Origin of the sequence: Microbacterium sp. bgisy207, assembly GCF_965345035.1 — a bacterium.
Lineage (GTDB): Bacteria > Actinomycetota > Actinomycetes > Actinomycetales > Microbacteriaceae > Microbacterium.
On sequence record NZ_CBDRMG010000005.1, the window covers coordinates 152642 to 177920 of the forward strand.

The following is a 25279-nucleotide window of genomic DNA, read 5'->3' on the forward strand; positions in this document are numbered from 1 at the left end:
GGGATCAGTTGGATTTCGCCGTGATCCACACGGTGATGGCGATCAGGGTGCTGATGCCGAAGATCCAGATGAACAGGCCTTCGGCGACCGGTCCGAGAGACCCGAGCTTGAACCCGCCGGGGGACTCGGTCTGCTGGGTGTACAGCAAAGACGAGATGATGTCGCGCTTGTCTTCGTCGGTCAGGTACATGTTGTTGAACACCGGCATGTTCTGGGGTCCGGTGACCATCGCGGCGTAGATGTGCAGCGCGCTGACATCGGTCAGAGCCGGTGCGTACTTGCCTTCGGTGAGGGCGCCACCGGCGCCCGCGACGTTGTGGCACATCGCGCAGTTGATGCGGAACAGCTCCGCACCGCGGGCGATGTCACCTTCGCCGTCGAGGATCTCGGGGTCGGGGAAGTCCGGACCCGGAGCCACGGACTGCACGTAGTTGGCCATCGCGAGGATCTGCTCATCCGTGAACTGCACCGGCTTCTGGGGAGCCTGCGGGCCCTGCATCTGGAGGGGCATACGACCCGTGCCGACCTGGAAGTCGACCGCGATCGCACCGACGCCGTACAGCGACGGGCCGTTCTCGGTGCCCTGAAGATCCAGTCCGTGGCAGGTGGCGCAGTTGGCCTGGAAGAGGAGCTTTCCGTCCTCGATCGTGAGAGTGGATGCGGAGGTGCTCTCGGGCTCGGTCGCGGCCATCGCGGCGGAGGCGCCCGCGTAGACGCCGCCGGTGATGAGCAGTCCGATGCCGATGAGAGCGGTCGCGGCCCAGGGGCTGCGGCGTCCGTTCGAGCGGCGGTTGGTCTGTCGTGCCATGAGGGTGATTCAGCTCCGCTCGGGTTACTTGAGGAAGTAGATGACGAAGAAGAGGGCGATCCAGACGACGTCCACGAAGTGCCAGTAGTACGACACGACGATCGAGGACGTCATCTCCTTGCGACCGAAGTTCTTGACGGCGTAGGCGCGTCCGATCACGAGGAGGAAGGCGATGAGGCCGCCGGTCACATGGAGGGCGTGGAACCCGGTGGTGAGGTAGAACGCGGAGGCGTAGGCGTTCGCCTGGATGGGCATCCCCTCGGCGACGAGCTGGGCGTACTCCCACACCTGGCCCGACACGAAGATGGCGCCGAGGGCGAAGGTGAGCCAGAACCACTCGACCATTCCCCAGCTGAGGCGTCCGTTGGCCTTGCGGATCGTGTACGGCTGGAAGCGCTCCGCCGCGAACACACCCATCTGGCACGTCACCGACGAGAGCACCAGGATCGTGGTGTTCACGGCCGCGAACGGCACGTTCAGCAGCTGGGTCTCTTCGGCCCAGAGTTCGGGAGAGGTGCTGCGCAGTGTGAAGTAGATCGCGAAGAGGCCGGCGAAGAACATGACTTCGCTGCCGAGCCACACGATTGTTCCGACTGCGACCGGATCGGGTCGCTTGACCGACCGCATGGCCTGGGAGTACGTCGCTGAGCTGGTGGTCACGCTCTTCATTATGGCTGAAGATTTGCCTGGGGTTTCGCATGAGCCACCACTGATATCGGGTGGTGTGCGACTTAGGCGCGCCTCAGTTGCCCTCCCCGCTACGCTCGGAGCCATGACCCAGCTGCCGTCATGGCCGTCGATAATCAGCGCACTCCTGGAGGGGCACGACCTCAGCGTGTCGGAGTCCACCTGGGCGATGCGCCAGATCATGGCGGGGGAGACGACCCCGTCTCAGCTCGCCGGATTCCTGGTCGCGCTGCGCGCCAAGGGGGAGACGGTCGACGAGATCGTCGGGTTCCGAGACGCGATCCTGGAGGCCGCGTTGCCGCTTCCGGTCGATCCCCATGTGCTCGACATCGTCGGAACGGGCGGCGATCGCCACCGCACGGTCAACGTCTCCACGACGGCGTCGATCGTCGCCGCTGCCACCGGGATTCCGGTCGTCAAGCACGGAAACAAGGCGGCAAGTTCGGCGTCCGGGTCCTCGGATGTGCTCTCGGCGCTGGGCATCGATCTGGGGCTGAGTCCGGATGCAGTGGCCGGCGTGCTCGATCGTGCGGGCATCACGTTCGCCTTCGCGGCGGCGTTCCATCCGGGGTTCCGGCATGCTGCGGCCACCCGCGCCGAGCTCGGCGTGCCCACCGTCTTCAATTTTCTGGGACCCCTGTGCAACCCCGCGCGTGCGGAGGCGAATGCGGTCGGTGTGGCGCACCTGGACCGAGTGCCCCTCATCACGGGCGTGTTCCGCACCCGGGGCGCGACGGCGCTGGTGTTCCGCGGCGACGACGGTCTCGACGAGCTCACCACCACCGGGCACAGCCGGATCTGGGAGGTCTCGCGCGGTGACATCCACGAACACGATCTCGATCCGCGGGATCTCGGCATCCGTCTGGCAACGCTCGATGACCTGCGTGGCGGGACTCCCGAGCACAACGCCGAGGTGGTGCGCCGCGTCCTTGCCGGCGACGGCGGTCCGATCCGCGACATCGTCCTGCTGAACGCCGCGGCCGGGATCGTCGCGTACCGACTGTCGCAGGATGCCGCTCAGGCCCAGCGACCGATCGTCGAGCGCCTCGGTGAGGCCCGCGACGACGCCGCCGCGGCGATCGATTCGGGCGCCGCATCCGCGAAGCTCGCGGCCTGGTCGGCGGCGACGACGGCGCTCGCATCCTGAGACGCGTCGCCAGGGAGTGAACGGCGCCGGTGCCGGCCGCGCCGGCTCCCGGGGGACCTACGTCACTTTCCGTATGCGGCGCGGCTCCGTAGCGTGGAGGACGACGGTGAGACACGCCGTCGCATCCCCCTGACGAACCACGCCCCAGAAGGAGCCTCCGCCATGTCCGAAGCTGCCACCGACACCGTCCAGGCACCAGCCCGCAACCTCGGCCTCGTGAAGGTGGTGGGGATCCTCGGCATCGTCGGCGGCGCCCTGCTCATCATCGTCGGCATCATCGTGTGGGTGACCGTGTCGAGCCAGCTGCGCGCCGAGAACATCACGATTCCCGAGGATGCGATGGCCTTCCAGGGTCAGACCGTCGCCGGTCCCTTCACCGCGTACGTCCAGGCCGACATCATCCAGCACCACGCGCTGGAGGCATCCGGCGGCGCCACGTACGCGGAACTCGACCGTGAGGACCCCGTGCGCGCGACCATGATGAACGCGTCGTTCTTGCGGGCGTCGCTGTTCACCTCGGTCGTGAGCTTCGGTGTCTCGGCCTTCGCGATCGGCATCGGCGTGCTGTCGATCCTGTTCGGCTGGGCGTTGCACCGCCTCGCAAGCGCCCCCGTCGTGGTCAAGCGCGCCGCCGTCACGGCGTGACGCGATCTGTCCGCGAGGCGCTCACCGCCTCTCGGACGTAGCGAACACCCCGGGCGTGGGTCGATGGCAACAGCTCTCGGCCCACGCCCGTCGGCGTGTCTGCGCTGGCGATGCGCTGCGCAGGCGCTGCCGGTCATGTCAGGCTGGGCGCATGAGCGAGCAGGGCATGCATCCGCGCGACGCGCTGATCGAGATCGCCCTGCTTCTCGAGCGAGAGCGGGCGATCCGGTACAAGGCGAAGGCGTTTCGTGCGGCGGCAGCCGCGATCGAAGGGCTCGACGATTCGCAGCTCGCGGACACCGCGGGTCTGCGCCGTCGGAAGGGGATCGGCGACTCGACCCTCGCGGTCATCGTCCAGGCGCGGGAGGGCCGCGTGCCCGACTATCTCGTGGACCTGCGCGAGAGAGCAGGCATCCGTCCCTCGACGCTGCGTGAGCGTCTTCGCGGAGACCTGCACAGCCATTCCGACTGGTCGGACGGCACGACGCCGATCGCGACCATGGTCGATGCCGCCCGTGCGCTCGGGCGGGAGTACCTGGCGCTGACGGACCATTCGCCGCGGCTTCGTGTGGCGAACGGACTGACGGCGCAGCGGCTCCGCGAGCAGGTATCGATCGTCGAGGGTTTTCGGGACGAACGGTTCACGCTGCTCACGGGTATCGAGGTCGACATCCTCGAGGATGGGGCGCTGGATCAGCAGGATGACCTGCTGCGCTCGCTCGATGTCGTGGTCGCCTCGGTGCACTCGAAGCTGCGCATGGACCGAGGCCCGATGACCACCCGGATGCTGAGCGCGGTGCGAAGCGGCAGGATCGACGTGCTCGGGCACGCGACCGGGCGTCTGGTGCGCGGCGAGCGGGGCACCAGGCCGCCGTCCGACTTCGACGCGGCTCGCGTCTTCCAGGCGTGCGCGGAGAACGCGGTTGCGGTGGAGATCAATTCCCGCCCGGAACGCGAGGACCCGCCGGACGACCTCATCGTCCTTGCCCTCGAGATGGGGTGTCTGTTCTCGATCGACTCCGATGCTCACGCGCCGGGCCAGCTGTCGCTCCTGGATCATGGTGCAGAACGTGCCGAGCGGCTCGGTGTGCCGCCGGAGCGGATCGTCACGACGTGGTCGCTGGATCGGCTTCGAGAGTGGACTGGTACACGGCGGTGAGGGCATCGCGGCCGCCGATGAGGTAGGCGCGCCACTGGGCGCTGGTCTGCGCCTGCGCCGCAACGGGTCCGGCTCCCCAGTCCTGCGGCGCCGGGGGAGGGACTCCGCGGCGCAGCGCCCGCCGCGCATCGCTCAGCGCAACGACGGCTCCCTCGTGGTATTTCGCGGCGTTGAGGCGCTCCCGGCCCAGCGTGCAGAGGGACTGGCCGGCCGCCGCGTGGGTGAGCGCATCGAGAGCTGCGTCGTGGGCAGCCTCGATGCGCTCGGCAAGAACGGTCATGGGACCGGCCTCAGTGCGTGACCCCGGTTGTCAGTTGCAGGTGCAGAGCTGGTCCTTCGGCACGCCGGCAAGGGCCTGCTCGACGTGCATGCCGCAGCCGGTCCAGGTGATCTTTCCGCACGACGAACAACGGATCTGTGAGCACATGAGGGGTCCTTCCTACGTTCTGGGCTCGGTGGTGTCTCAAGGATACCCCTGGGGGTATCACTCCTGCAACTTCGGCGGCGGAGGACGCCCGCTTCTGCGACCTAGACTCGACGGGTGGCTGCCGATCGACGTGTCCCCTCTGGCGCCGCGGGAGGCGCTGCGGGGCTCGTGGTCGCCGGCATCCTGGTCGCCGCGCTCAGTCTTCGCGGTCCCATCGTCTCACCGACTCCGGTCCTCCGGCAGATCGAGACCGATCTGGGCATCGGGGCGGCCACCGCGGGGTTGCTGACCACAGCGCCGGTGCTGATGTTCGCACTGCTCACCCCGGTCGCGGCCCTCGTCATCCGTCGTGCCGGTGCGGAGCTGGCGCTCATGATCACCCTCACGGGAGTGCTGATCGGGACGCTGCTGCGCGCGGTCCCCGGCTTCGGGTGGATGCTGGCGGGAATGATCGTGATCGGCGCGTCGATCACCGTCGGCAACGTCGTGATCCCTGTCATCATCCGCCGCGACGTCGCCCCCGAGCGGGTCGCGCTGGTCACGGCGGGTTACGTCGCGACATTGAACGCCGGCTCGCTGCTGACATCGCTGTTGACCGTGCCGATCGCCGCCGTGATCGGTTGGAACTGTGCGCTGCTCGCCTGGTCGGTGATCACGGTCGCCGGGATGCTCCTGTGGGGTGTGCACCTTCGCCGGTCAGCCGCCCAGGGCGACCTGTGGGGCGAACGGTTCTCGGGTGCGGCGCGGGAGAGTGCAGCATCCGTCGGGGAGCGGGAAGCGGACGCCCTCACCGGGCCCGTCCCGGTGCCGCTTGCTCGCGGCGCGGCTCGGGGTGGCTCGATGTTCCGGCATCCGGTGCCGTGGATGCTTCTTCTCGCGTTCGCGGGGCAGGCAGCCGTGTACTACGGCTTCGCGACGTGGTTGCCGACGCTCATCGCCGACGACCTCGGAGTCACCGCCGCCGCTGCGGGAGGGCTGACGGCGTTCTTCCACGGTGTCGCCGTCGTCGGCGCGTTCGTCGTGCCGCTGCTTGCCCGCTTCACACCGCGGATCGTTCCCGCGGTGGCGATCTGCGTGTCGTGGCTCCTGCTCACCGTCGGGATGCTCGTGGCACCGGAGTGGGCGGCGGTGTGGTTGAGCTTCGGCGCCATCGGCCATGCGGGCGGGTTCGTCGTGATCTTCAGCACGCTGGTCGCGATCGCCCGGTCGGATGCGGAAGCCGCGGGGATGTCGGCCCTCGTGCAGGGCGGTGGGTACGGGGTTGCAGCGCTTGCCGCACCCGCGATGGGCGCGTTGCACGAAGCGACCGGGGGGTGGGATGCCGTCCTGGTGGCATCCCTTGCGGTCGTCGTCGCCTACTGCGTGCTGCTGTTGGTTGCCGTCACCGCGTCGTGGCGAGCGCCTCGATGACGCGGGCCACCGAACTGCCGAGCGACCACGTCTCGGCGAGTTCGACGGCCGCAGTGCGCTGGGTGTCATCCAGCGGACGCAGGCGATCATCCGGTTGGGGCAGACCCAGGGTTCGGACGACGCCGACGACGGCCGGCGCGACGGCGAGGTAGTCCGCTCCGGCGAGGATCTTCGCGCGGACCCCCGCGGACATCCCCTCGCCCCGTTCGGCGGCGGCGATGATCCCGGCGAGGTCGCCGTGCGCCGCCAGGAGCGCGGCGGCGGTCTTCTCGCCGACTCCCGCGACGCCGGGCAGTCCGTCCGAACTGTCGCCTCGCAGGGTCGCGAAGTCCGCGTATTGGTGGGGCAGCACGCCGTACTTCGCCACGACGGTGGCGTCGGTGACCAGCTCGAGGTTGCTCATGCCGCGTGCCGTGTAGATGACCCGGATGCCGCGCTCGTCGTCGACCAGTTGGAACAGGTCCCGGTCGCCGGTGACGATGTCGACGGGCATGGTGGCGGTGGTCGCGAGCGTGCCGATCACATCATCGGCTTCGTGCTCGGCGGCGCCGACGATCGGGATGCCGAGGGTCGCGAGCGCCTCCCGGATGAGGGGCACCTGCACCTCGAGCGGATCGGGCACCTCTTCGACGTCAGGGGCGCCGGCGACGACCTCGACGACACGGTGCGTCTTGTACGACGGGATGAGATCGACGCGCCACTGCGGGCGCCAGTCGTCGTCCCAACAGGCCACGAGGTGGGTGGGTTCGTAGGCCGTCACGAGCTTCGCGATCATGTCGAGGAATCCGCGGACGGCGTTCACGGGCATCCCGTTCGGCGCCTTGACCGTGTCCGGCACGCCGTAGAACGCGCGAAAGTACAGCGACGCGGAGTCGAGCAGCATCAGTCGTTCGGTCACCGGCCCATCCTGACACGGCGCGGGCGAGGGCTGCGGTGCGAAGCCGGTCAGCAGCCGGGGCCGCCGGGGTTCTCGGTGCAGGTGCGCTCCACGAGCGCAGTTCGCACGTCCAGCACCTCGAGCGTGTAGGGCGGCGCCGGCGCGTTCACGTAGCCGGATACGGGCCGCCAGCCGCTGCCGAAGTCCACGTCCGCCGCGTACTGCAGCGTCAGGCGCACCGTGTAGGTGCCGCGTTCCCGGTAGACGTGGCTCGTGGCGGTCGGGCTGAACTGGGGGAGCCCGAGGGCGGCCCACGTCGTGCCGCCCGTCGTGGTGCGGACTGTCGCGCCGTCGCCGTAATCGAAGACGAATCCGACCGGGCGGAACCGCACGCTGACGTCCCACCCGAGGAGCGGGCCCGTGAGGCTGTGGGTGGATGCCGTTGCGACGAGGTTCGTCGGCATCCCCACGACGCCGAAACCGGCGGGCTCGCCACCGAGGGTCGGCCGCGCAGGAACGAAGCTCGCGAGGTCGTCGATCGTCACGTCGGGATAGAGGACGACGGAGTAGCCTCCGCGGCAGCCGATGTCGGGGCATTCCTCATCGGCGGATGCCTCACCGCCGGTGCCGGATCCGGGGGCACCTCCCGAGCCGCTGCCGCGGGAGCCCCCGCCACCGGAGCCGCTGCCACCGGAAACGTTGCCGCCGCCCGTGCCGGGATGGTGGGCAGTGCCGCCGACGTCGACCTGGCTCCCGCTATTTGACACGGAGCACTGGCTGATCCACTCGCTGCCACATTGACTCGTGGCCGCGGCTGCTTGCGCGATGCCTCCCGTCGCCACGAGGACAGCCGCGAGTATGGTCGCGCCAGCTACGGTCCGCATGCTGGCTCACCTTCGCGCCCCTCGATCCGCGCGACGGTGAACTCCGTCGGTAGTGCTTCGGAGCGCTCCACGGTTACTGTCATCGTCTGCACTTGCCCGCGCGATGGCGAGACCATGGATTCGCCGATCGGATCGGTAACTTGCACGTCTGACACGTCAAGACAGACGGCGAGGGCGACTTCGTCGGAACCATCTCGGACGGCGATCGGTTCGACAAGCGTGACGATGCTGTCACCGGATACGGACCAGTTGTCCGCGTGCATCTGCGAGAAAGACTCCCGCACAGCTGCATTGGCATCGCCTGTCGTCCAGCGGTAGACCTCCTCGAAGGTGGTCGGGTCGCTCAGATCGACCTGGTTGAGGGCATCGACGTACGCCCGATACGTGGCCTCGGCGGCGGCGAACGCTTCCTCCTCGCTCGCGAACCCCGTCGGCGTCGGGGTCGGGGTGGGGGCTGCGGGCCCGCACCCGGTGAGCGTCGCCGTCATGAGCGCTGTCGCGACCAGCGCTGCGATCACGACCGATGCGGATCGCGGCGGGTGAGGGCGACGGGTCATGTCGACCACGGTAGCCCGCGGCATCCGGGTGCGATCTGTTATCCACACCCCGCGTCATCACGCCCCGGCTGGGGAGGGACGCGACGGCGCGATTCCTAGACTTCAAGAATGAGTTTCGGATCGGCCGCGCAGTCCGGCATCCGTCGGCCCACCGAGGAGAGTCCCTGCCCGTGCGGGAGCGGGTCGACCTACGGGCGGTGCTGCGGGCCGCTGCACCGCGGTGCGCCCGCCCCCACGCCGGAGCGGCTGATGCGCTCGCGGTACAGCGCGTTCGCGACAGGTGACACGCGTTATCTCGCCGACACGTGGCACCCCCGCACGCGACCCGAACGCGTCGACATCGACCCTGACGTGCGCTGGGTGGGCTTGCGCATCGTCGACACTCCCGCCGCACGCGGAACTCAGGGGATCGTCGAGTTCCGCGCGAGCTGGCGTCACGGCGCGCAGTCGGGGGAGCAGCATGAGCGCAGCCGCTTCCAGTTCGCCGGCGGTCGCTGGTGGTACCTCGACGCAGAAACGGACGGCTCCGACATCCTGTGACGGATGCCGGAGCCGGCAGCATGTGTACGGCTCAGGCGGCGGCGCCTGCCGCGGTCGCCGCGGGCACCTCGACCAGACGCCCGGTGCGTACGTCGTAGACGTAGCCGTACACGGGGATCCTCGCCGGGACGAGCGGGTGCGCCTTGATCCGGGCGACATCGTCGACGACCGCCTGCGCCTGGTCGCTGATGGTGAGCCAATCGATGTAGGCAGCCTCGGCAGAGCCCGGACCCTCGCCGACGTCGCGGAAGCCGTCGGCTCCGAGCTCGGCGGTCTCGAGGGAGTTGGCCAGCAGACCCCGGATGACCTCGTCGGTGAAGAACTCCATGCCGCAGTCGGTGTGGTGGATGACGAACCACTCCTTCGTGCCCAGCAGCTTGTACGAGATCACGAGCGAGCGGATCGCATCGTCGGAGGCGCGACCGCCGGCGTTACGGATGACGTGGGCATCGCCCTCACTCAGACCCGCGTACTTCGCGGGGTCCAAGCGTGCATCCATGCACGTGAGGATCGCGAACTGACGCGCGGGAGGCAGGGCGAGATCACCTTTGTCGAAGGCGGAAGCATAGGACTCGTTGGCGTCGAGCACCTCGGAAAGAACGGACATGGCACTCCTCGGGTGGATGGGCAACGACCCCACGTTAGGTGCCGCGCGCGTGCTGCGGCGCTCTGTGACTGCTCGTGACGATCTGTGACGTCACAGTTGCGGCCGGACTCGTGACGAGTCCGGGCTGGTGTCGAGTGGGGGCTGGTGCTCGGCGGTGCCCGTGACTGGCGCCTCGGACCTGCGGCGGTGGGGGAGCAGCCGCACCTCCCAGCCGGTTGCTGCAGCGATGCTCTGGCGCAACGCGTCGGCCTGCGCTCGAGCCTCAGTGAGCGACTCGTCCGAGAACACGTCGACCGTCAGCGGCGGCGGTTCCCCGAACTTGGGGATCTCGATCACCGCGCGGGCGCCCGACGGCAGGGCGATCGCGACACGCGGGGTTCCGGCATCCGTGATCGTGCCTCCCGCGGCGCGGGCGATGATCGCCAGGGCATCGAGCTTGGTGGTCGCGGTGTCTGCGACGAGGGTGGCCGCAAACTCGGTCGGCGCAGCATCCATGGACACAGTGTGCCCCATCCGGGGGCTGCGCTCGACCGACTTTCGGCGGCGCTCCTGCCCGGTCGGCGCAGAGCTCGACCGGCGCTCAGCCCTCGTGCGACCAGGCTCGTAGGCGTCGCAGCAGGGGGCGCTTCTTCTCGAGATGGCCGTGCATCCGCCGCAGGATGTCGTCGAGCGCCTCGATGGCCTCCTCGATGTGCGGTCCCTTGTTGAGCATGACGCATTCTGCACGCTCGCCGGCAGCGGCATCCGTCACCTCGGCGCGGGTCGGGACACCGCTGCCGGCGAGCGAATCAAGCACTTGCGTCGCCCAGATGACCGGAAGGTGCGCGGCCTCGCACAGCCACAGGATCTCTTCCTGCACTTCGGCGAGCCGCTCCCAGCCGGCTTCGACGCCGAGGTCGCCCCGCGCGATCATGACTCCCACGCGCGGGCGCCGCATGAGCTCGAGGAGGATGTCGGGCAGGGCGCGGAACGCACGCACCGTCTCGACCTTGACGACCACGCCCAGGTGCCCCGCGTCGCGGGCGTCGAGTTCCGTGAAGAGCCGCCGGATGTCGGCGGGGGAGCGTGCGAACGAGAGCTGCACGATGTCGGCAAAGCCCGCGACGGCATCCAGGTCGCGCAGGTCGTCATCGGTGAGCGCCGAGATCGGAAGGTCGGTGTCGGGCAGGTTGATGCCCTTCTCGGCGCGCAGCTTCGTGCCCTTCGGCGAGGCGAGCGTCACCTGCACGTCGGCGACGCGTTGTCCCGCGATCGTCCCGACGGCGCGCGTGAACCCCTCGATCTTGCCGTCGTCGAACAGGACGCGATCGCCGACGCGGATCGCATCGAGTGCTTCGGGCAGCGTGCACCCCACGCGGTGTCGGCCGTCGCGTGTGGAGCCCGGCTCGGTGCCGCGATGCAGCTCGATGATGTCTCCGGGATGGATGCGCAGTGCCTGGTCGACCGGCGGCAGCACACCCACCTGGGTCTCGCGACCGTCCACGTCGATCAGCGTTCCCGTGCCGATGTAGGCGGTGCGGTCGCCCTCGATGCGGGCGCCTCCCTCCCGACGCTCCACGACGGTCATGTAGCGCGAGCGGCCCCGGGTGTCGGTGAACTCGACGGTGTCATCGATCCGCAGCCGTGCGATCCACTCGGCATCCGTGACCGGGACCTCGCCGGCAGCGGGGTCGTCGCCGCCTGCGGGCTGCGCGACGAGCCATACGGAGGCCGCCTCGACCACCCGCCCCAGGGCGTCGCGTGTCGGCGCCACCTTCACCACGCGCGGCCCCGGTGCGAGCGGTCCGGTTCGCAGCTTCGGGCCGGCCAGGTCGGCGGCGATACGGATGCCGGGCCCGGCGTTCCTGATGTGCTGCGCCATCCGTGACCACGCCTGCGCGTCGTCGTGCGCGCAGTTGATGCGCGCGACATCCATTCCGGCGGCCACGAACCTCGCGACCAGCGCGGGGTCGTTCGCCGCCTCGGTCGGCATCGTGACCATGATTCGGGTCTGACGATCCTCGGCGGTGCCGCCGAGAAGCGCCGCGGTGTGGACACGCAGCGGGGCCGGGGTCTGCCGTGACGCATCCGACCCCTGGTGGGTCCGGTCGTGCGTGTCTGCCTGCCCGAGAGCGGCGTCGATCGTGCCGAGCACGGCGTCGAGGTTGCGGAGCACGTCCGACTCCATGCGACCCAGCGAGGAGAGCCCTTCGGCGGTGAGGCGGTCCTGCAGATCGCGCAGGTCTTGGGATCGCAATGCGACATAGCGCACCAGATTGGCGGCGCCGGCGGCGTTGACCGCGTGCACGCGGGAGAGGAGCGTGGATGCCGCGCGTTCTGCGTCCTCCGCCGCCGACCGCAGGCGCAGCAATTCGGTGCGAAGCGAGATGAGCCGTTGTGATCGAGCATCGTCGAGCATCGTCGGACCTCCACCTGTGACGTTAGCTCCGCGCGCCCCGGCGCGGCAGGGGTCGAGTCGTGAAAATGCCCTGTGCCGGCGCTCAGCCGGGGGTGACGTCGGTGACGGTCACCGTGCGTCGGCCGGCGATCATGACGCGCGCGCAGGCGACGTCGAGACGGGCGATCGCGAGGCCCGGATGACCGAGAGTGTCGCTGTCGGTCGGTGGCTGGAGCGCAGCCTCGATCGCGGCGTGATCGATGACGACGCCGTACTGCTCGGACAGGTGGGTGGCGACCGGGACGACCAGACCTCGAACGAGGTTCTCGTCCCACGGCTGCAGTTCGAGGATGACGAGGCGGTCCGCCAGGGCGCCGTAGAACTGGGCGATCCGCTTCTCGTAGGGCGCAGTCACCGTCACCACGAGGCGCGCGAGGGGGAACCGCTCGGACTGCCAAATCTCCCGAAGGATCGACACGTCCGGTTCCGTCGTGCCTAGGCGCGCCAGCTCGTCGATGTCTTCGACGACCACGACGGTGCGCCGCGTCAGCGCGGACAGAGTGTCGCGCAGCAGCATGGCCGGCTCGCCGTCCACGGTGGTTCCCGGGTCGAAGAACAGCGTCGGGAGAGGATCGTCGAGGTCGAGCAGGAGACGGGCGATCTCGGCGGCGAGGCTCGTCTTCCCGCATCCGCGTCGACCGACGAGAGCGGGAATCAGCGGCTGATCGCTCAACAGGTACGCGGCGGCGTTCAGGGCCTCGGGTCCGCGCAGGAGGCCGGCCAACGGGTCGGTTCGCTTCTGCGGCGAAGACCCGCCCGCAGCATCCAGTCCCGGGGTCTGTTCGGTGCGGACCCGGGTGGGTGCGCCCTGCTCAGGCAGCAGGTCGGCGACGGCGAGGTCGCCGCGCAGCGCGGCGTGGAGTCTCATCGCCAGGGCGGCGGCATCCGGGGAGGCCGTGATCATGTTGCGCACCTCGGCCTCATTGCCGACGGTCTGTTCCGCGGCCAGAAGGCGGTGAACGAGCTGTTCGCCGTCGCTGCCGAACGCATCGCCGAACTCGCCGGGCCAGTTCTGTGCGAATGCAGACGCGGCGTGCGTGACGGTCGCGTGGTCAGAGCCCCAGCGCTTGGCCTCAGCCTTCGCCAGACCCACGAGCCCGCGGATGGACAACGAGTCCGTCGCGCGCATCATCCCTCCCTGCGCCGTCGGCGCGGGTCGTCGCCGCGACGCTTGATAACAGTTCTAGCGCGGTTCTGGCGTTTCTCACCACAGGGAACTCTCGCACCTGCCACACTCACAGCTATGAGAACCAGAGCATTGACTGCAGTTGTGGTGGGGATCTTCGCGGCATCGATCGCGCTGAGCGGCTGCACGCAGAGCGAGTCCGTCATTGCGCCCGTGACCATGGACGCCGGCGATCTTCAGGGCGAGACGGTCGACCTGGTCGTCGGGCAGGTGCTGAACATCAACACGGGCGATCTGGCCGTCGACAGCTACAGCGGCGAGGTCGCCGACCCCGCTGTCGCGGAGTTCGTGGCCGGCTACACCGACGGATCGGCGACGTTCAACCCCGGTGTCACGGCGCTGAGCGTCGGCACGACCGAGGTTGTGCTCTCGAACAGCAACGGCGGCATCCAGGACGTCACCTTCACGGTCGAGGTCTCCGAGAAGGAATGACGGTATGCCCGCGAGGCCACTCGCGGGCATAGTCTCGACGTATGCGTGCGACCGTCATTCATGGTGCCCGAGACATCCGACTCGAAACCGTCGCGGACCCGATCCTGTCAACCGGTGGTGACGCGATAGTTCGTGTGGTCGCCGCGTGCGTGTGCGGTTCGGACCTCTGGTCCTATCGCGGCATTGCGCCCACTGAGCAGCCTCACCGCATCGGACACGAGTTCATCGGCGTCGTCGAAGATGTCGGCGCGGACGTCGAGCGGATCCGCCCCGGCGATTTCGTGATCGCCCCGTTCTATGTGTGCGACAACACCTGCATCAACTGCCGCAACGGCGTGAGCACGTCGTGTCTGAACGGCGGATGGTGGGGCCAGGACGACCGGTTCGGCGGCTTTGCCGACGGCGGCCAGGGCGAACGCGTTCGCGTGCCGCTGGCCGACGGAACGCTCGTCGCCGTGCCCGGCCCGGTGACGGATGACGAGATCCCCGGTCTGCTCTCGCTGGCCGACGTCATGGGCACCGGGCATCACGCCGCCGTCAGCGCGGGCGTGCGGGCAGGTGACACTGTCGTGGTCGTCGGGGACGGCGCGGTGGGCTTGTGCGCGGTGATCGCCGCGAAGCGGCTCGGCGCTTCGGAGATCATCGCCATGTCGCGCAACCCGCAGCGTCAAGAGCTCGCGTGGGAGTTCGGTGCGACACACGTCGTCGCCGAACGCGGCGACGAGGGGGTCATGGCGGTTCGTCAACTCACTCAGGGTGTCGGCGCAGACCGAGTACTGGAGTGCGTGGGTACGAAGGAGTCGATGGACCAGGCCCTCGCCTCCGCCCGCCCGGGTGGGCGCGTGGGATTCGTGGGCGTGCCCGCGGGCGGTCCGGAGCTGTCGGTTCGTGACATGTTCAACCGCAACGTGGGTGTCGTCGGTGGTGTGGCTCCGGTGCGGGGATACATCGAGGAATTGCTCCCGGATGTCCGATCGGGCTCGATCCAACCGGGGAAGGTCTTCGACCTGGAGCTCCCGCTCAGCGAGGTCGCCGACGCGTACGCCGCGATGGACGAGCGACGCGCGACGAAGGTGTTGCTGCGCCCGGAGTCTTGAGGTCACCTCGGAGTCGACCGGCGGGACCTTCGTCGCGTGGGGCGCAGAGGTTGTCTGTAACAATGTTCGGATGCAACTCGAGGCGGAGGATTACGCGGCGATCCTCGCCGTCCTCGAATCGGTCGCGTCCTCACAGGACACGCGCGACTACGCCACCCGGGTAAGTGCCGGCCTGTACCAGCTGTTGCCGTGCCGGGGTGCCTCGTGCACCGAAGTGGACGCGGCGGGTCGCCGCGTCGTCTCCGAGCCCGCGCCGCCGTTCCCTCCCGGGTGGATCGCCCAGTACGGACCCGCCTTCGAGAAGTACGCCTGGCAGCATCCGCTGTTCGAGCGCCTCGTCGCGGGCGAGCGCGTCGGTCCGCTGTCGTGGAGCATCGACGGAGCCGACTCCGCGTTCGCCGACACGGAGTTGTACCGGGCGTTCTACGAGCCGAATGGAGTGCGTCGGCAGGTCGTCCTCATCTTCCCGACCGTCGAGGGGACATCGATCGTCATTTCGATCGATTGCGCCGCCGAGCATCCCTGCGGTGAGCGAGAGTCCGCCGTGCTCGCGACGATCGCCCCTCTTCTCGAGAACAGCTATCGGCTCGTCCGCAGAGCGGCCGGGCGCAGCCCGTGGCCGGTCGCGGAGGCCAGGCCGGCCGGCGCACCCGCCGGGCTCCCGGCTCCGATCGACGTCGACCCGCGCGACGGTCTCACGATCGACGACGCCCAGTTGCGCGCCCACAAGCTGTTGCGGGCCGCGGGTCTGACGACGCGCCAATCCGAGATCGCACTCATGGTGGCAAGCGGTGCGGCCACCTCCCAGATCGCCCTGTCGCTGGGGATCTCGCCAGGAACGGTGCGCAAGCACCTGGAAGCGGTGCACGCGACGCTCGGCGTGTCCAGCCGCGCTGCCGTCGCTGCCACGGTGATGCGAGTGGTCCACCCCGAAGCGGCCGGCATCCTCGCCCACCCGGTGCTCGCGCGCTGAGACACGACGCCCCGGCGCGGTCGTCACGCGGGGTGCGTCGCACGCACCTGCTGTGCCCCTCGGATACTGCACCGGCGGTCGTGTCGGTCGGCTCGGGCGTCGACGTCTGTGACAATCCCGCCGGTGCAGTCCGCGAGCGTCAGGATCAGGGACCCACGACGATCCCGATACTGTGACGCTCCCCTCCGCCTCCGAGGCTAGGAGAACGTCGCTGAAATGGCCATACGACGTTTCGCGTAGCTGAAGCTTTCGTGTTCCGGTGACCGTACGCTGGAACCATGCGCAGGCCCGAACGCGAACCCGTCGGCCCCGGTGAGGAGTCGGTCTGGGACTATCCTCGGCCACCGCGTCTCGAGCACGTCGACCGCCGCGTCGTCGTCGAGTTCGGTGGCGCAGTGATCGTCGACACCCGTGACGTCGTGCGCGTCCTCGAGACCAGTCATCCTCCCGTCTACTACCTGCCGATCGCCGACGTCGCCGACGGGGTCCTCACTGCCGCCGAGGGAACGACATTCTGCGAGTTCAAGGGGCGAGCCAGCTACTTCGACGTCACGGTCGGGGATCGCGTCGCCCCCCGCGTGGCATGGACGTACGCAGACCCCTCCCATGGCTTCGAGGACCTCGTGGGCCGTATTGCGCTGTACCCCGCGCCGATGGACCGCTGCACCGTGGACGGGGATGTGGTGCAGCCGCAGCCCGGAACTTTCTACGGCGGGTGGGTCACGAGCGAGATCCGGGGCCCCTTCAAGGGAGTTCCCGGGTCAGGGGGCTGGTGACGGCGACGAAGGGGCGAGGAGCGGTCAGCGACCGCCGAGCTGGATGTCGCCGACGTCGTCGATGTCGGGGCCCGCGGTAAGCAGCACCTCCGCCTCGAGGGTCAGGTCGATGAGATCCCGCAGCAGTCCGCCCAGAGTGCTCGCGCGCAGCAGGCGCAGCTGGTCCATCTGACCGAGGGGAGCGATGGCGGCCAACTGCCAGGCCGATTCCACGGGATCATCCGAGATCTCGACGTCGGGGTCCCAGCGGATGTCGTTGAACTCAGCCGCTCGCGCGAGCACCCGCCGCACGATCTGTTCGGCCTGGGAGTGCAGCGGCGCGAGCTCGTCATGCCAGACGAGCTCGGGGAGCGGGGTGACGGATGCGGCGGGATAGGGGTCGTCGTCGAGCCACTCGTCCACGGCCACGCGCGCGCCGCCCACGGCGATCACATGAAGATCGTCCGCGCGTGGATCCACCTGCAGGATCCGCGCCATCGTCCCCACCGAGAACCGCTGGTCCCCGCCGCCTGCTTCGCTGCCCCGCTCGATGAGCACGACGCCGAACGACGGTTCCTCGTCGTCCAGCACGCGGCCGAGCATCACGAGGTACCGCTGCTCGAAGATGCGCAGCGCAAGCGGCGTGTGGGGAAACAACACTGTCCCGAGCGGGAACATCGCGACATCCGCCATGCTTTCAGTCAACCAGCGATTCGCTGCGCCGGGCCCGGATCCTGGTGATCAGAGCGACCACGACGCGCCAGCCGACGAGAAAGAGCGCCAGCACGATCGAGGCAACGATCACGAACGCGGTCTGCACGCCCTGGCCGCTGATCGCCCGCAGCAGCATCCCCCCAATCACGGTGTAGAGCCACACGGCGACGCCCGCGCCGAGAATGGCGAGGGGGAACCGCCACAACCGCATCGCCAGCCATCCGGCCAGCAGCGACACCAGGAACGGCCAACTGGTCTGCGCGAGCCCCAGGCCATCGACTCCGATCACATCTTCCCCATGGCTTGCGCGACCGATGGCGGCGAAGACGACGACGAGGGCGACATCGATGGCGAGGGCGGCAGCGACGATACGCGGCGAGGGCGTGACCGCCGCTTCTCGGAGCGGTCCTGGGGTTGAACTCATGCATCCAGTCTGCCCGGCGATCCGATGTGCCCGCCGCTCTCTCGGATCGCCCGGCTAACCTTGTGCGGTGGCACTGTCGAAGATCCTCCTCTACTACCGGTTCACGCCGATCACCGACCCGACCGCGGTGCGGCTGTGGCAGCGGGACCTGTGCGAGATGCTCGGGCTTCGCGGGCGCATCCTGATCTCGAAAGACGGCATCAACGCGACAGTCGGGGGCGAGTTGGGCGCCATGAAGACGTACTGGCGCAAGACGCGCGAGTACCCGGGTTTCGGCGACATCGACTTCAAGTGGTCGGAGGGTTCCGGGCTCGACGCAGAGGGCCGCAGCCTCGACTTTCCTCGCCTGTCAGTGAAGGTCCGCGACGAGATCGTGAGTTTCGGGGCACCGGGGGAGCTGCGCGTCGACCGCTCTGGTGTGGTCGGCGGCGGCACGCACCTGACGCCGGGTGCGGTGCACAAGCTCGTGGAGGAACGCGGCGATGAGGTCGTCTTCTTCGATGGACGCAACGCTTTCGAAGCCGAGATCGGCAGGTTCAAGAACGCAGTGGTTCCGGATGTCGCGACCACACGTGACTTCGTCGCCGAACTGGAGTCGGGCCGGTACGACCATCTGAAGAACTCTCCGGTCGTCACCTACTGCACCGGCGGCATCCGTTGCGAAGTGCTCTCGAGCCTCATGGTTTCGCGCGGCTTCACCGAGGTGTATCAGATGGACGGCGGCATCGTCCGCTACGGGGAGAGCTTCGGCAATGCCGGCCTGTGGGAGGGTGCGCTGTACGTCTTCGACGGACGGGAGTCGATCACATTCGGGACGGATGCCGCGACGATCGGAAGCTGCCGAGGGTGCGGTGCACCTTCGTCGCGGATGGTCAATTGCGCCGACGATGAGTGCCGCGTGCGCGTCGTGCAGTGCGATTCGTGCACGGATGCGGAGTCGGCCCGCTGCGTGCGCCACGAGGCCGCGGGAGCGGCGACCGCCGTGCTCGCATCACGTGGCTGACCGCGACCCATTTCGTCACGAGATCACAACATCCTTACGAGGTCGGCCCCGCGTGCCGTAGTGTGAGTCCCGCGCCGGCTTCCGGCGTGCGGGTCACGCACTGTGACCCGGAGGTACACGAAGGAAAAGACGATATGGCCACCGGCACCGTCAAATGGTTCAACTCCGAGAAGGGATTCGGTTTCATCGCTCCCGATGACGGTTCCGCCGACGTGTTCGCGCACTTCAGCGCGATCTCCGGCAGCGGCTACCGTAGCCTTGAGGAAGCGCAGAAGGTCGAGTTCGACACCGAGCAGGGCCCCAAGGGTCTGCAGGCAGCGAACATTCGCGCACTCTGACACGATCCCCTCGAACGCGCCGCTCCGCACCGGAGTCGGCGCGTTCGTCGTTTCCGCATCCAGGATCCGGACCCACCGCCTGACCGCTTCCCGTGAATCCGGATGCATACGGGAAGCGACATGCCGACGTCCGTAGGGTGGGACATAGCGAACGGCAACCGCCCTTGGCATCCATCCCGCGGCGCGCACGACGTGCGGCGCACGAGAGAAATCAGGTGCCGTTGTGCCGTCATCCTCCCTTTCTTCTGCTTCCCCCGTCGTGACGGAAGCCGCGCGGCTCGGCCCCGTGCGCCAGACGTACGCGCGCTCCGAGGACTTCCCCCCGATCGCCCGGGCGTACACGCAGGTTTCGCAGGTGGTCCGTGAGCTCGGCCTGCTGCGGCGGACGCCGTGGTTCTACGCCGCTGTCGGTGGCGCGATCGCCCTCGGCTTCGGCGGCGCGATCACCGGGTTCGTCCTGCTCGGCGACAGCTGGTTCCAGCTGCTCATCGCGGCGGCGCTGGGCATCCTGTTCACGCAGGTGGCGTTTCTCGCTCACGAAGCGGCGCACCGCCAGATCCTCGCGAGCGGCCCGGCCAACGACCGGCTCGCGCGGGTTCTCGGCGGCATCGTCGGCATGAGCTACTCGTGGTGGGACTCCAAGCACTCGCGCCACCACGCCAACCCCAACCGGGTCGGTAAGGACCCGGACATCGAGGTCGACACCATCTCGTTCCTCGAGACGGATGCCGCGGCCTCCCGTGGCGTCGTGCGGATGATCACCCGCAAGCAGGGATGGTTCTTCTTCCCGCTGCTGACGCTCGAGGGTCTGAACCTCTACGCGTTGAGCTTCCGCCACCTGCTCTCGCGAGGACCGATCAAGGGGCGGTGGACCGAACTGGGCATCCTGAGCCTGCGCTTCGGGGTCGTGCTCGTCCCGATCTTCCTCTTCCTGCCCCTGGGGATGGCGTTCGCCTTCTTCGGCGTCATGCTCGCCGTCTTCGGTGTCTACATGGGCGCCTCGTTCGCCCCCAACCACAAGGGCATGCCGATCATCGCGCCTGACGCGAAGCTCGACTTCTTCTCGAAGCAGGTGCGCACCTCCCGCAACGTCGCCGGCGGTTGGTGGGCGACCTGGCTCATGGGCGGCTTGAACTACCAGGTCGAGCACCACCTCTTCCCGAGCATGTCTCGGCTGCACCTCGCTCAGGCGCGCGAGATCGTCCGCGACTACTGCGCCACTCACGACGTCCCCTACACAGAGACATCGCTCTGGCAGTCGTACGCGATCGTCATCGACTACCTCAACCGTGTGGGACTGGCCGCGCGCGACCCGTTCGACTGCCCGATGGCCGCCGAATACCGTCGCGTCTGAGCGCTCGGGGATCACTGATAGGCTGAACACGGCGGACGGTCGTTCCCGATCTCTGCCAGCGTCGTCGATACGCATCCCGGCCTGACGGTCCGGCTCTCTTCTCGAACGGCGAACCGATGCGCGAACCCGCGCCGTCGCCACCCGCTGATGCATGTCCTCGCATCCGTTCCTCTGCCCTCGCGGGCGCCGGATGCCGTGCTGCAGCACATCTCAGAAAGCGTCACCATGACAACCTTCCTCGACCTCGGCGTGCCTTCGCGGCTGGCCGATGTTCTTCTCGCCTCGGGCAAATCCGAAGCCTTCCCCATTCAGCGCGACACGCTGCCCGACTCGCTCGCCGGCCGCGATGTGCTGGGCCGTGGCCGTACCGGCAGCGGAAAGACGATCGCATTCGCCTTGCCGCTGGTCGCCCGCATCGCCGCATCCTCGACACCGCTGACCTCAGGCCGCCCGCGCGGCCTCGTGCTCGCTCCGACCCGAGAGCTCGCGACGCAGATCGCCGCGACCATCGAGCCGCTTGCCCACGCCGTCGGCCTACGGGTCACGACGATCTTCGGCGGGGTGAGCCAGCGCCCGCAGGAGCAGGCGCTGCGTGCCGGGGTCGACATCGTCGTGGCGTGCCCCGGCCGCCTCGAAGACCTCATGAAGCAGCAGATCGTGCGCCTGGACCGGGTCGAGGTGAGCGTGCTCGATGAGGCCGACCACATGGCCGACCTCGGCTTCCTTCCGGGCGTGACCCGCATTCTCGCGGCGACCCCCGCAGATGGTCAGCGGCTTCTGTTCAGCGCAACCCTCGACGGGGGGATCGATGTTCTCGCCCGCCGTTTCCTGTCGTCGCCGGTCAGCCACGAGGTGGATGAGTCCAGTGTTCCCGCGGGCGAGATGACCCACCGGGTGCTGCTCGTTTCCGGCACCGAGGAGAAGACCGCGCTCGTTCGCGAACTCGCCTCGGGGCAGGGTCGCCGCATCCTCTTCACCCGCACGAAGCACCAGGCCAAGAAGCTTGCCAAGCAGCTCAGCGCAGCGGGGATCCCCGCGGTCGACCTGCACGGGAACCTGTCGCAGAACGCCCGCGACCGCAACCTCGCCGCCTTCTCGGCGGAGCCCGGGGCCGGCGGCATCCGGGTTCTCGTCGCGACGGATGTCGCCGCCCGCGGTGTGCACGTCGATCAGGTCGAGCTCGTCGTCCACGTCGACCCTCCCGTCGAGCACAAGGCGTACCTGCACCGCTCTGGCCGCACCGCGCGCGCCGGCGCGGAGGGCACTGTCGTCACGGTGGGGCTCGACGCCCAACGTCGTGAGATCGCGCAGTTGCTGAAGAAGGCAGGCATCCAGGTGGAGCTCGAATCCGTGCGGGCGTCATCGCCCGTCGTGGATGAGCTTGTGGGCGAGCGAGCCGCGCACCGCATGATGCCGCAGGCTCCGGCAGCGTCGTCCTCGCGGCCTGCGCGGTCGGGAGCGACCGCCGCCAGCGGACAGCGCTCCGGCAATGGTCAGCGCAGCGGCAGCGGGCGCGGACCTCAGCCGGCCCGCGCCACCAAGGCAGGTCACACGGCAAAGCCCACGCATGCCCACAATCCGCGCCATGCGGCCGATCAGGGACCGGCAACCGCAGATCGTCATCCGCAGCGAGCCACCGACGGCGCCCCCGCGCGCCGTCGCCGCGGTTCGCGCGGTCGCGGGTCGGGCCAGCGCCCGGCCGCCCAGTAGCACCCCGCGGTTCTTCCGAACCCGCCCGACGTCAAAGGTCGGGCGGGTTCGGGAGGCTGCCAGAGTGCGGCAGGCCTCGCTGTCAGATGTCGGTGGGCGTCCAGTCCGAGACGACGCTCAGTTCGTCGAGTTCGTCGGCGGTGAGATCCAGCGTCGCACCGGCCAGCAGATCGGCGACCTGTTCCGCACGCGAAGCGCTCGCGATGGGGGCGACGACAAACGGCTGGACACGCAGCCAGGCGAGCGAGACGGCGGCCATCGTGCTCTCGTGCGCGGCGGCGATCCGCTCGAGGACCTCGAGCACCTGGAGGCCCTGCGGGGTGGCGTACTTCGACGCCGCCTTCGCGCGCGGCGAGGAGCCGTCGGCCTCCGGTGACCGGTACTTGCCGGTGAGGAAGCCGCTTGCGAGCGCGTAGTACGGCAGGATGCCGAGGCCGAACTCTTCGGCGATCGGCGCGATCTCGCTTTCGACCTCGTAGCGATGCACGAGGTTGTAGTGCGGCTGCAGGGCGACCGGGCGGGCGAGGCCGAGCGCGTCGGCGGTCTGCATCCATTCGCGCATCCGGTCGGGTGTGAAATTGGACAGTCCGATGGTGCGCACCAGACCGTCGGAGACGAGCTGACCGAACGCCGACACGACGTCGGTCAACGGGACGTCGGGGTCGTCGTAGTGCGCGTAGTAGAGGTCGATCGTGTCGACCCCGAGCCGCTGCAGGGATGCCTCCGCCGCGCCGCGGATGTTCTTCAGCCCCGGGAACTCCGGGTGACGACTGACCTTCGTCGCGATTATGAGATCGGCGGACGGTCTGGCCGCGAGCCATTCGCCGATGATCCGCTCGCTGTCGCCGCCCGTGTTGCCGGGAACCCAGGCGCTGTATCCGTCTGCGGTGTCGACGAGGTTTCCGCCGGCCTCCGTGAATGCATCCAGGATCGCGAAGCTCTCGTCGCGGTCGGCGGTCCACCCGAAGACGTTGCCGCCCAGGCACAGGGGGAAGATGTCGAGGTCGCTGTTTCCGATGCGGGTCATGGCTCCATCCTGGCATCCGATCCGTTCGGATCGCCCGTGGTCTGACGCGGCCGATCCCCCCTGACGCGAGTGCCGCCGTTCGGTAGCGTGAGTGTCGTGAACGCACCCGTCGATCCGACATCCACGCCCGCCTGGTCCGCCCTCACCAATGCCGCATCCGGATTCGCTCCGGACCTGCGTGCGTGGTTCGACACCGACCCCGGTCGGGTCGAGCGGATGAGCCATCCGCTCGCCGACCTGCACGTCGACCTCTCGAAGAATCTCATCACCGACGAGGTGCTCGCGTCTCTCGTGGGGCTCGCCGAGCAGACCGGTGTCGCCGAGCGGTTCGCGCAGATGCTCGCCGGCGTGCACCTGAACACCTCCGAGGACCGGGCCGTGCTCCATACGGCGCTGCGGCGGCCGGCGGGGGAGAGCCCCGCGCTCGTCGTGGACGGGCAGGATGTCGACACCGACGTGCACGCCGTGCTGGATGCGATGGATGCCTTCGCGAACCGCGTGCGGTCGGGCCAGTGGCTCGGGGTGACCGGCAAGAAGGTCACCCACGTCGTCAACATCGGCATCGGCGGCTCCGACCTCGGACCGGTCATGGTCTACGAGGCCCTGCGTCCGTACGCGAACGCCGGTATCGAGGCGCGGTTCGTCTCGAACATCGACCCCACCGACATGGCGCAGAAGACCGCGGACCTCGACCCCGAGACGACCCTGTTCATCGTCGCCTCCAAGACCTTCACGACCCTCGAGACCCTCACCAACGCGCGGCTGGCTCGCGACTGGCTGTGGGCGGGACTGTCGGCATCCGGCGCGATCGACGGATCGGATGCGGCCAAGACGGATGCCGTCGCCCACCACTTCGCCGCCGTCTCGACGGCCCTCGACAAGGTCGCCGCGTTCGGCATCGACACCGACAACGCGTTCGGCTTCTGGGACTGGGTCGGCGGCCGCTATTCCGTGGACTCGGCCATCGGGCTCTCGCTCACGATTGCGCTCGGTCCGGATGCCTTCCGTGACCTGCTCGCCGGCTTCCACGCCGTCGACGTGCATGTTGCGACGACGCCGCTCGAGCGGAATGTGCCGGTGCTCATGGGCCTGCTCAACGTCTGGTACACGAACTTCCTCGGCGCCCAGACCCATGCGGTGCTCCCGTACGCGCAGCAGCTGCACCGCTTCCCGGCGTACCTGCAGCAGTTGACGATGGAATCCAACGGCAAGCGCGTGCGCTGGGACGGGTCGCCGGTCGTGACCGACACCGGTGAGGTGTTCTGGGGCGAGCCCGGCACGAACGGGCAGCACGCGTTCTACCAGCTCATCCATCAGGGCACCCGGCTCATCCCGGCCGATTTCATCGCGTTCGTCAACCCCGCCTATCCGCTCGAGGACGGCGGGCGCGACGTGCACGGCCTGTTCCTCGCGAACTTCCTCGCGCAGACGAAGGCCCTCGCGTTCGGCAAGACCGCTGAAGAGGTCGAGGCAGAGGGCACGACGGGTGCGCTCGTCGCGGCGCGGACGTTCCCCGGCAACCGCCCGACGACCTCGATCTTCGCGCCCGCGCTCACACCGTCGGTGCTCGGTCAGCTCATCGCCCTCTATGAGCACATCGTGTTCACGCAGGGCACGATCTGGGGCATCAACTCCTTCGATCAGTGGGGGGTCGAGCTCGGCAAGCAGCTGGCCCTGCAAATCGCTCCGGCGATCGAGGGGGATGCCGATGCCGTCGCGGCCCAGGATGCCTCGACCCGCGCGCTGCTCGAGTATTACCGCGCGCACCGCGGCTGACGCGGTCCTCCTCGGTTGAGCCGCGGTCTGGGACGCCGGTGCAGCAACGGTGAGGGGATTCTGCCGACACGGGGGTGCGGATGCGGCATCCGGCCCTCGCCTCGGCGGGATCCCCTTGTTCCGGCGTCCGCTCCCGGGTGCCCGATGCCCGCTCCCGCGTGCTCAGCCGCGGATCTGATGGTGCTCGAGGCGGCGGAGGAACTGGAGGCCCATGCGCCGCCCCGTCCTGACCCCGGGGGACGATCGCCTGCCCTCGCCGCGACCTGAGTCACGCGGTAGCCTGTGCTGAACAACTGTTCAATTCA

Annotated in this window: 27 protein-coding genes; 14 read left to right on the plus strand and 13 right to left on the minus strand. The window is 68.8% G+C overall.

Features of this window, described 5'->3' with window-relative positions; genetic code table 11:
* Positions 1–4 precede the first annotated feature (4 nt).
* The gene (gene qcrC / locus ACSGC5_RS06400; RefSeq protein ID WP_434969793.1) at positions 5–808 is read right to left on the minus strand and encodes a cytochrome bc1 complex diheme cytochrome c subunit; all 804 of its coding nucleotides are present in this window, start codon (positions 806–808) and stop codon (positions 5–7) included.
* Positions 809–832: 24 nt separating this feature from the next.
* The gene (gene ctaE / locus ACSGC5_RS06405) at positions 833–1477 is read right to left on the minus strand and encodes an aa3-type cytochrome oxidase subunit III (RefSeq protein ID WP_434969795.1); all 645 of its coding nucleotides are present in this window, start codon (positions 1475–1477) and stop codon (positions 833–835) included.
* A 103-nt stretch (positions 1478–1580) separates the two neighbouring features.
* On the opposite strand from ctaE, the gene trpD reads away from it, so the two are divergent.
* The 3 genes from trpD to ACSGC5_RS06420 all read left to right on the plus strand — a co-directional run bounded on the left by trpD (position 1581) and on the right by ACSGC5_RS06420 (position 4446).
* Entirely contained in the window at positions 1581–2642 is a 1062-nt protein-coding gene (trpD, locus tag ACSGC5_RS06410) for an anthranilate phosphoribosyltransferase (RefSeq protein ID WP_434969796.1), read from the plus strand.
* A 162-nt stretch (positions 2643–2804) separates the two neighbouring features.
* Complete coding sequence (locus ACSGC5_RS06415; protein WP_434969798.1) at positions 2805–3287, plus strand: aromatic ring-opening dioxygenase LigA; 483 nt, start codon at positions 2805–2807, stop codon at positions 3285–3287.
* Positions 3288–3453: 166 nt separating this feature from the next.
* Complete coding sequence (locus ACSGC5_RS06420; protein WP_434969899.1) at positions 3454–4446, plus strand: PHP domain-containing protein; 993 nt, start codon at positions 3454–3456, stop codon at positions 4444–4446.
* On the opposite strand, the gene ACSGC5_RS06425 is transcribed toward ACSGC5_RS06420, so the two are convergent.
* Positions 4394–4726: a hypothetical protein gene (locus tag ACSGC5_RS06425; protein ID WP_434969799.1), complete on the minus strand. Its 333-nt coding sequence runs from the start codon at positions 4724–4726 to the stop codon at positions 4394–4396. The genes ACSGC5_RS06420 and ACSGC5_RS06425 overlap by 53 nt on opposite strands.
* Positions 4727–4987: 261 nt before the next feature.
* On the opposite strand from ACSGC5_RS06425, the gene ACSGC5_RS06430 reads away from it, so the two are divergent.
* Positions 4988–6283, plus strand: coding sequence for an MFS transporter (locus tag ACSGC5_RS06430; protein ID WP_434969800.1), 1296 nt, complete (start codon positions 4988–4990; stop codon positions 6281–6283).
* Here ACSGC5_RS06430 and ACSGC5_RS06435 read toward each other — a convergent pair.
* The 3 genes from ACSGC5_RS06435 to ACSGC5_RS06445 all read right to left on the minus strand — a co-directional run bounded on the left by ACSGC5_RS06435 (position 6255) and on the right by ACSGC5_RS06445 (position 8601).
* Positions 6255–7181 (minus strand): 5'-3' exonuclease, encoded by a 927-nt coding sequence (locus ACSGC5_RS06435; RefSeq protein ID WP_434969801.1) that lies wholly within the window; start codon positions 7179–7181, stop codon positions 6255–6257. The two genes, ACSGC5_RS06430 and ACSGC5_RS06435, sit on opposite strands and share 29 nt — an antisense overlap.
* 47 nt (positions 7182–7228) lie before the next feature.
* Positions 7229–7927: a hypothetical protein gene (locus tag ACSGC5_RS06440; protein ID WP_434969802.1), complete on the minus strand. Its 699-nt coding sequence runs from the start codon at positions 7925–7927 to the stop codon at positions 7229–7231.
* A 104-nt stretch (positions 7928–8031) separates the two neighbouring features.
* A complete protein-coding gene (locus ACSGC5_RS06445) occupies positions 8032–8601 on the minus strand; it encodes a hypothetical protein (protein ID WP_434969803.1) in 570 nt (189 codons plus the stop codon).
* Between the two features lie 108 nt (positions 8602–8709).
* Between ACSGC5_RS06445 and ACSGC5_RS06450 the strand changes: the two genes are divergently transcribed.
* Entirely contained in the window at positions 8710–9141 is a 432-nt protein-coding gene (locus ACSGC5_RS06450) for a YchJ family protein (RefSeq protein ID WP_434969804.1), read from the plus strand.
* Positions 9142–9172: 31 nt separating this feature from the next.
* Here the strand turns inward: ACSGC5_RS06450 and ACSGC5_RS06455 are convergent, their stop codons facing one another.
* The 4 genes from ACSGC5_RS06455 to ACSGC5_RS06470 all read right to left on the minus strand — a co-directional run bounded on the left by ACSGC5_RS06455 (position 9173) and on the right by ACSGC5_RS06470 (position 13317).
* Positions 9173–9748, minus strand: coding sequence for a beta-class carbonic anhydrase (locus tag ACSGC5_RS06455; protein ID WP_434969805.1), 576 nt, complete (start codon positions 9746–9748; stop codon positions 9173–9175).
* 90 nt (positions 9749–9838) lie between these two features.
* On the minus strand, positions 9839–10243 hold the full coding sequence (locus tag ACSGC5_RS06460) for a hypothetical protein (protein WP_434969806.1): 405 nt from the start codon (positions 10241–10243) through the stop codon (positions 9839–9841).
* 85 nt (positions 10244–10328) lie between these two features.
* Positions 10329–12146 carry a pyruvate kinase gene (locus ACSGC5_RS06465; RefSeq protein ID WP_434969808.1) on the minus strand — a complete coding sequence of 606 codons (1818 nt, stop codon included), beginning with the start codon at positions 12144–12146 and terminating at the stop codon, positions 10329–10331.
* A gap of 82 nt (positions 12147–12228) precedes the next feature.
* On the minus strand, positions 12229–13317 hold the full coding sequence (locus ACSGC5_RS06470; RefSeq protein ID WP_434969810.1) for an AAA family ATPase: 1089 nt from the start codon (positions 13315–13317) through the stop codon (positions 12229–12231).
* Positions 13318–13428: 111 nt separating this feature from the next.
* Here ACSGC5_RS06470 and ACSGC5_RS06475 point away from each other — a divergent pair, with 111 nt between their 5' ends.
* From ACSGC5_RS06475 to ACSGC5_RS06490, 4 genes are all read left to right on the plus strand, one after another.
* On the plus strand, positions 13429–13803 hold the full coding sequence (locus ACSGC5_RS06475) for a hypothetical protein (protein ID WP_434969811.1): 375 nt from the start codon (positions 13429–13431) through the stop codon (positions 13801–13803).
* Between the two features lie 41 nt (positions 13804–13844).
* Entirely contained in the window at positions 13845–14900 is a 1056-nt protein-coding gene (locus ACSGC5_RS06480; protein ID WP_434969813.1) for a zinc-dependent alcohol dehydrogenase family protein, read from the plus strand.
* A 70-nt stretch (positions 14901–14970) separates the two neighbouring features.
* Positions 14971–15873 (plus strand): helix-turn-helix transcriptional regulator, encoded by a 903-nt coding sequence (locus tag ACSGC5_RS06485; RefSeq protein ID WP_434969814.1) that lies wholly within the window; start codon positions 14971–14973, stop codon positions 15871–15873.
* Positions 15874–16151: 278 nt separating this feature from the next.
* A complete protein-coding gene (locus ACSGC5_RS06490; protein ID WP_434969816.1) occupies positions 16152–16649 on the plus strand; it encodes a DUF427 domain-containing protein in 498 nt (165 codons plus the stop codon).
* 24 nt (positions 16650–16673) lie between these two features.
* Here the strand turns inward: ACSGC5_RS06490 and ACSGC5_RS06495 are convergent, their stop codons facing one another.
* On the minus strand, positions 16674–17321 hold the full coding sequence (locus tag ACSGC5_RS06495) for an LON peptidase substrate-binding domain-containing protein (RefSeq protein WP_434969818.1): 648 nt from the start codon (positions 17319–17321) through the stop codon (positions 16674–16676).
* Between the two features lie 4 nt (positions 17322–17325).
* On the minus strand, positions 17326–17766 hold the full coding sequence (locus tag ACSGC5_RS06500; protein ID WP_434969819.1) for a DUF3054 domain-containing protein: 441 nt from the start codon (positions 17764–17766) through the stop codon (positions 17326–17328).
* A 67-nt stretch (positions 17767–17833) separates the two neighbouring features.
* Here ACSGC5_RS06500 and ACSGC5_RS06505 point away from each other — a divergent pair, with 67 nt between their 5' ends.
* The 4 genes from ACSGC5_RS06505 (at position 17834) to ACSGC5_RS06520 (ending at position 22171) form a co-directional block, all read left to right on the plus strand.
* On the plus strand, positions 17834–18769 hold the full coding sequence (locus ACSGC5_RS06505; protein WP_434969820.1) for a rhodanese-related sulfurtransferase: 936 nt from the start codon (positions 17834–17836) through the stop codon (positions 18767–18769).
* Between the two features lie 134 nt (positions 18770–18903).
* Positions 18904–19107 carry a cold-shock protein gene (locus ACSGC5_RS06510; protein WP_195693661.1) on the plus strand — a complete coding sequence of 68 codons (204 nt, stop codon included), beginning with the start codon at positions 18904–18906 and terminating at the stop codon, positions 19105–19107.
* 259 nt (positions 19108–19366) lie between these two features.
* Positions 19367–20461, plus strand: a complete 1095-nt coding sequence (locus tag ACSGC5_RS06515; protein WP_434969822.1) for a fatty acid desaturase family protein — start codon at positions 19367–19369, stop codon at positions 20459–20461.
* A 147-nt stretch (positions 20462–20608) separates the two neighbouring features.
* On the plus strand, positions 20609–22171 hold the full coding sequence (locus tag ACSGC5_RS06520) for a DEAD/DEAH box helicase (RefSeq protein WP_434969823.1): 1563 nt from the start codon (positions 20609–20611) through the stop codon (positions 22169–22171).
* A gap of 82 nt (positions 22172–22253) precedes the next feature.
* Here the strand turns inward: ACSGC5_RS06520 and ACSGC5_RS06525 are convergent, their stop codons facing one another.
* Positions 22254–23198, minus strand: a complete 945-nt coding sequence (locus ACSGC5_RS06525) for an aldo/keto reductase (RefSeq protein WP_434969825.1) — start codon at positions 23196–23198, stop codon at positions 22254–22256.
* A gap of 96 nt (positions 23199–23294) precedes the next feature.
* Between ACSGC5_RS06525 and pgi the strand changes: the two genes are divergently transcribed.
* Positions 23295–24974 carry a glucose-6-phosphate isomerase gene (gene pgi / locus ACSGC5_RS06530; protein ID WP_434969826.1) on the plus strand — a complete coding sequence of 560 codons (1680 nt, stop codon included), beginning with the start codon at positions 23295–23297 and terminating at the stop codon, positions 24972–24974.
* The last annotated feature ends 305 nt before the right edge of the window (positions 24975–25279 follow it).

What these genes read in the sequence shown, in the direction of transcription:
- ACSGC5_RS06490 (WP_434969816.1), top strand. Translation starts at nt 16,152, where the DNA reads ATGCGCAGGCCCGAACGCGAACCCGTCGGCCCCGGTGAGGAGTCGGTC.
- ACSGC5_RS06460 (WP_434969806.1), bottom strand. Translation starts at nt 10,243, where the DNA reads ATGGATGCTGCGCCGACCGAGTTTGCGGCCACCCTCGTCGCAGACACC.
- ACSGC5_RS06420 (WP_434969899.1), top strand. Translation starts at nt 3,454, where the DNA reads ATGCATCCGCGCGACGCGCTGATCGAGATCGCCCTGCTTCTCGAGCGA.
- ACSGC5_RS06445 (WP_434969803.1), bottom strand. Translation starts at nt 8,601, where the DNA reads ATGACCCGTCGCCCTCACCCGCCGCGATCCGCATCGGTCGTGATCGCA.
- ACSGC5_RS06475 (WP_434969811.1), top strand. Translation starts at nt 13,429, where the DNA reads ATGAGAACCAGAGCATTGACTGCAGTTGTGGTGGGGATCTTCGCGGCA.
- ACSGC5_RS06455 (WP_434969805.1), bottom strand. Translation starts at nt 9,748, where the DNA reads ATGTCCGTTCTTTCCGAGGTGCTCGACGCCAACGAGTCCTATGCTTCC.
- ACSGC5_RS06500 (WP_434969819.1), bottom strand. Translation starts at nt 17,766, where the DNA reads ATGAGTTCAACCCCAGGACCGCTCCGAGAAGCGGCGGTCACGCCCTCG.
- ACSGC5_RS06525 (WP_434969825.1), bottom strand. Translation starts at nt 23,198, where the DNA reads ATGACCCGCATCGGAAACAGCGACCTCGACATCTTCCCCCTGTGCCTG.
- ACSGC5_RS06470 (WP_434969810.1), bottom strand. Translation starts at nt 13,317, where the DNA reads ATGATGCGCGCGACGGACTCGTTGTCCATCCGCGGGCTCGTGGGTCTG.
- trpD (WP_434969796.1), top strand. Translation starts at nt 1,581, where the DNA reads ATGACCCAGCTGCCGTCATGGCCGTCGATAATCAGCGCACTCCTGGAG.
- ctaE (WP_434969795.1), bottom strand. Translation starts at nt 1,477, where the DNA reads ATGAAGAGCGTGACCACCAGCTCAGCGACGTACTCCCAGGCCATGCGG.
- ACSGC5_RS06485 (WP_434969814.1), top strand. Translation starts at nt 14,971, where the DNA reads ATGCAACTCGAGGCGGAGGATTACGCGGCGATCCTCGCCGTCCTCGAA.
- ACSGC5_RS06415 (WP_434969798.1), top strand. Translation starts at nt 2,805, where the DNA reads ATGTCCGAAGCTGCCACCGACACCGTCCAGGCACCAGCCCGCAACCTC.
- ACSGC5_RS06465 (WP_434969808.1), bottom strand. Translation starts at nt 12,146, where the DNA reads ATGCTCGACGATGCTCGATCACAACGGCTCATCTCGCTTCGCACCGAA.
- ACSGC5_RS06510 (WP_195693661.1), top strand. Translation starts at nt 18,904, where the DNA reads ATGGCCACCGGCACCGTCAAATGGTTCAACTCCGAGAAGGGATTCGGT.
- ACSGC5_RS06495 (WP_434969818.1), bottom strand. Translation starts at nt 17,321, where the DNA reads ATGGCGGATGTCGCGATGTTCCCGCTCGGGACAGTGTTGTTTCCCCAC.
- ACSGC5_RS06425 (WP_434969799.1), bottom strand. Translation starts at nt 4,726, where the DNA reads ATGACCGTTCTTGCCGAGCGCATCGAGGCTGCCCACGACGCAGCTCTC.
- ACSGC5_RS06450 (WP_434969804.1), top strand. Translation starts at nt 8,710, where the DNA reads ATGAGTTTCGGATCGGCCGCGCAGTCCGGCATCCGTCGGCCCACCGAG.
- ACSGC5_RS06520 (WP_434969823.1), top strand. Translation starts at nt 20,609, where the DNA reads ATGCATGTCCTCGCATCCGTTCCTCTGCCCTCGCGGGCGCCGGATGCC.
- ACSGC5_RS06480 (WP_434969813.1), top strand. Translation starts at nt 13,845, where the DNA reads ATGCGTGCGACCGTCATTCATGGTGCCCGAGACATCCGACTCGAAACC.
- qcrC (WP_434969793.1), bottom strand. Translation starts at nt 808, where the DNA reads ATGGCACGACAGACCAACCGCCGCTCGAACGGACGCCGCAGCCCCTGG.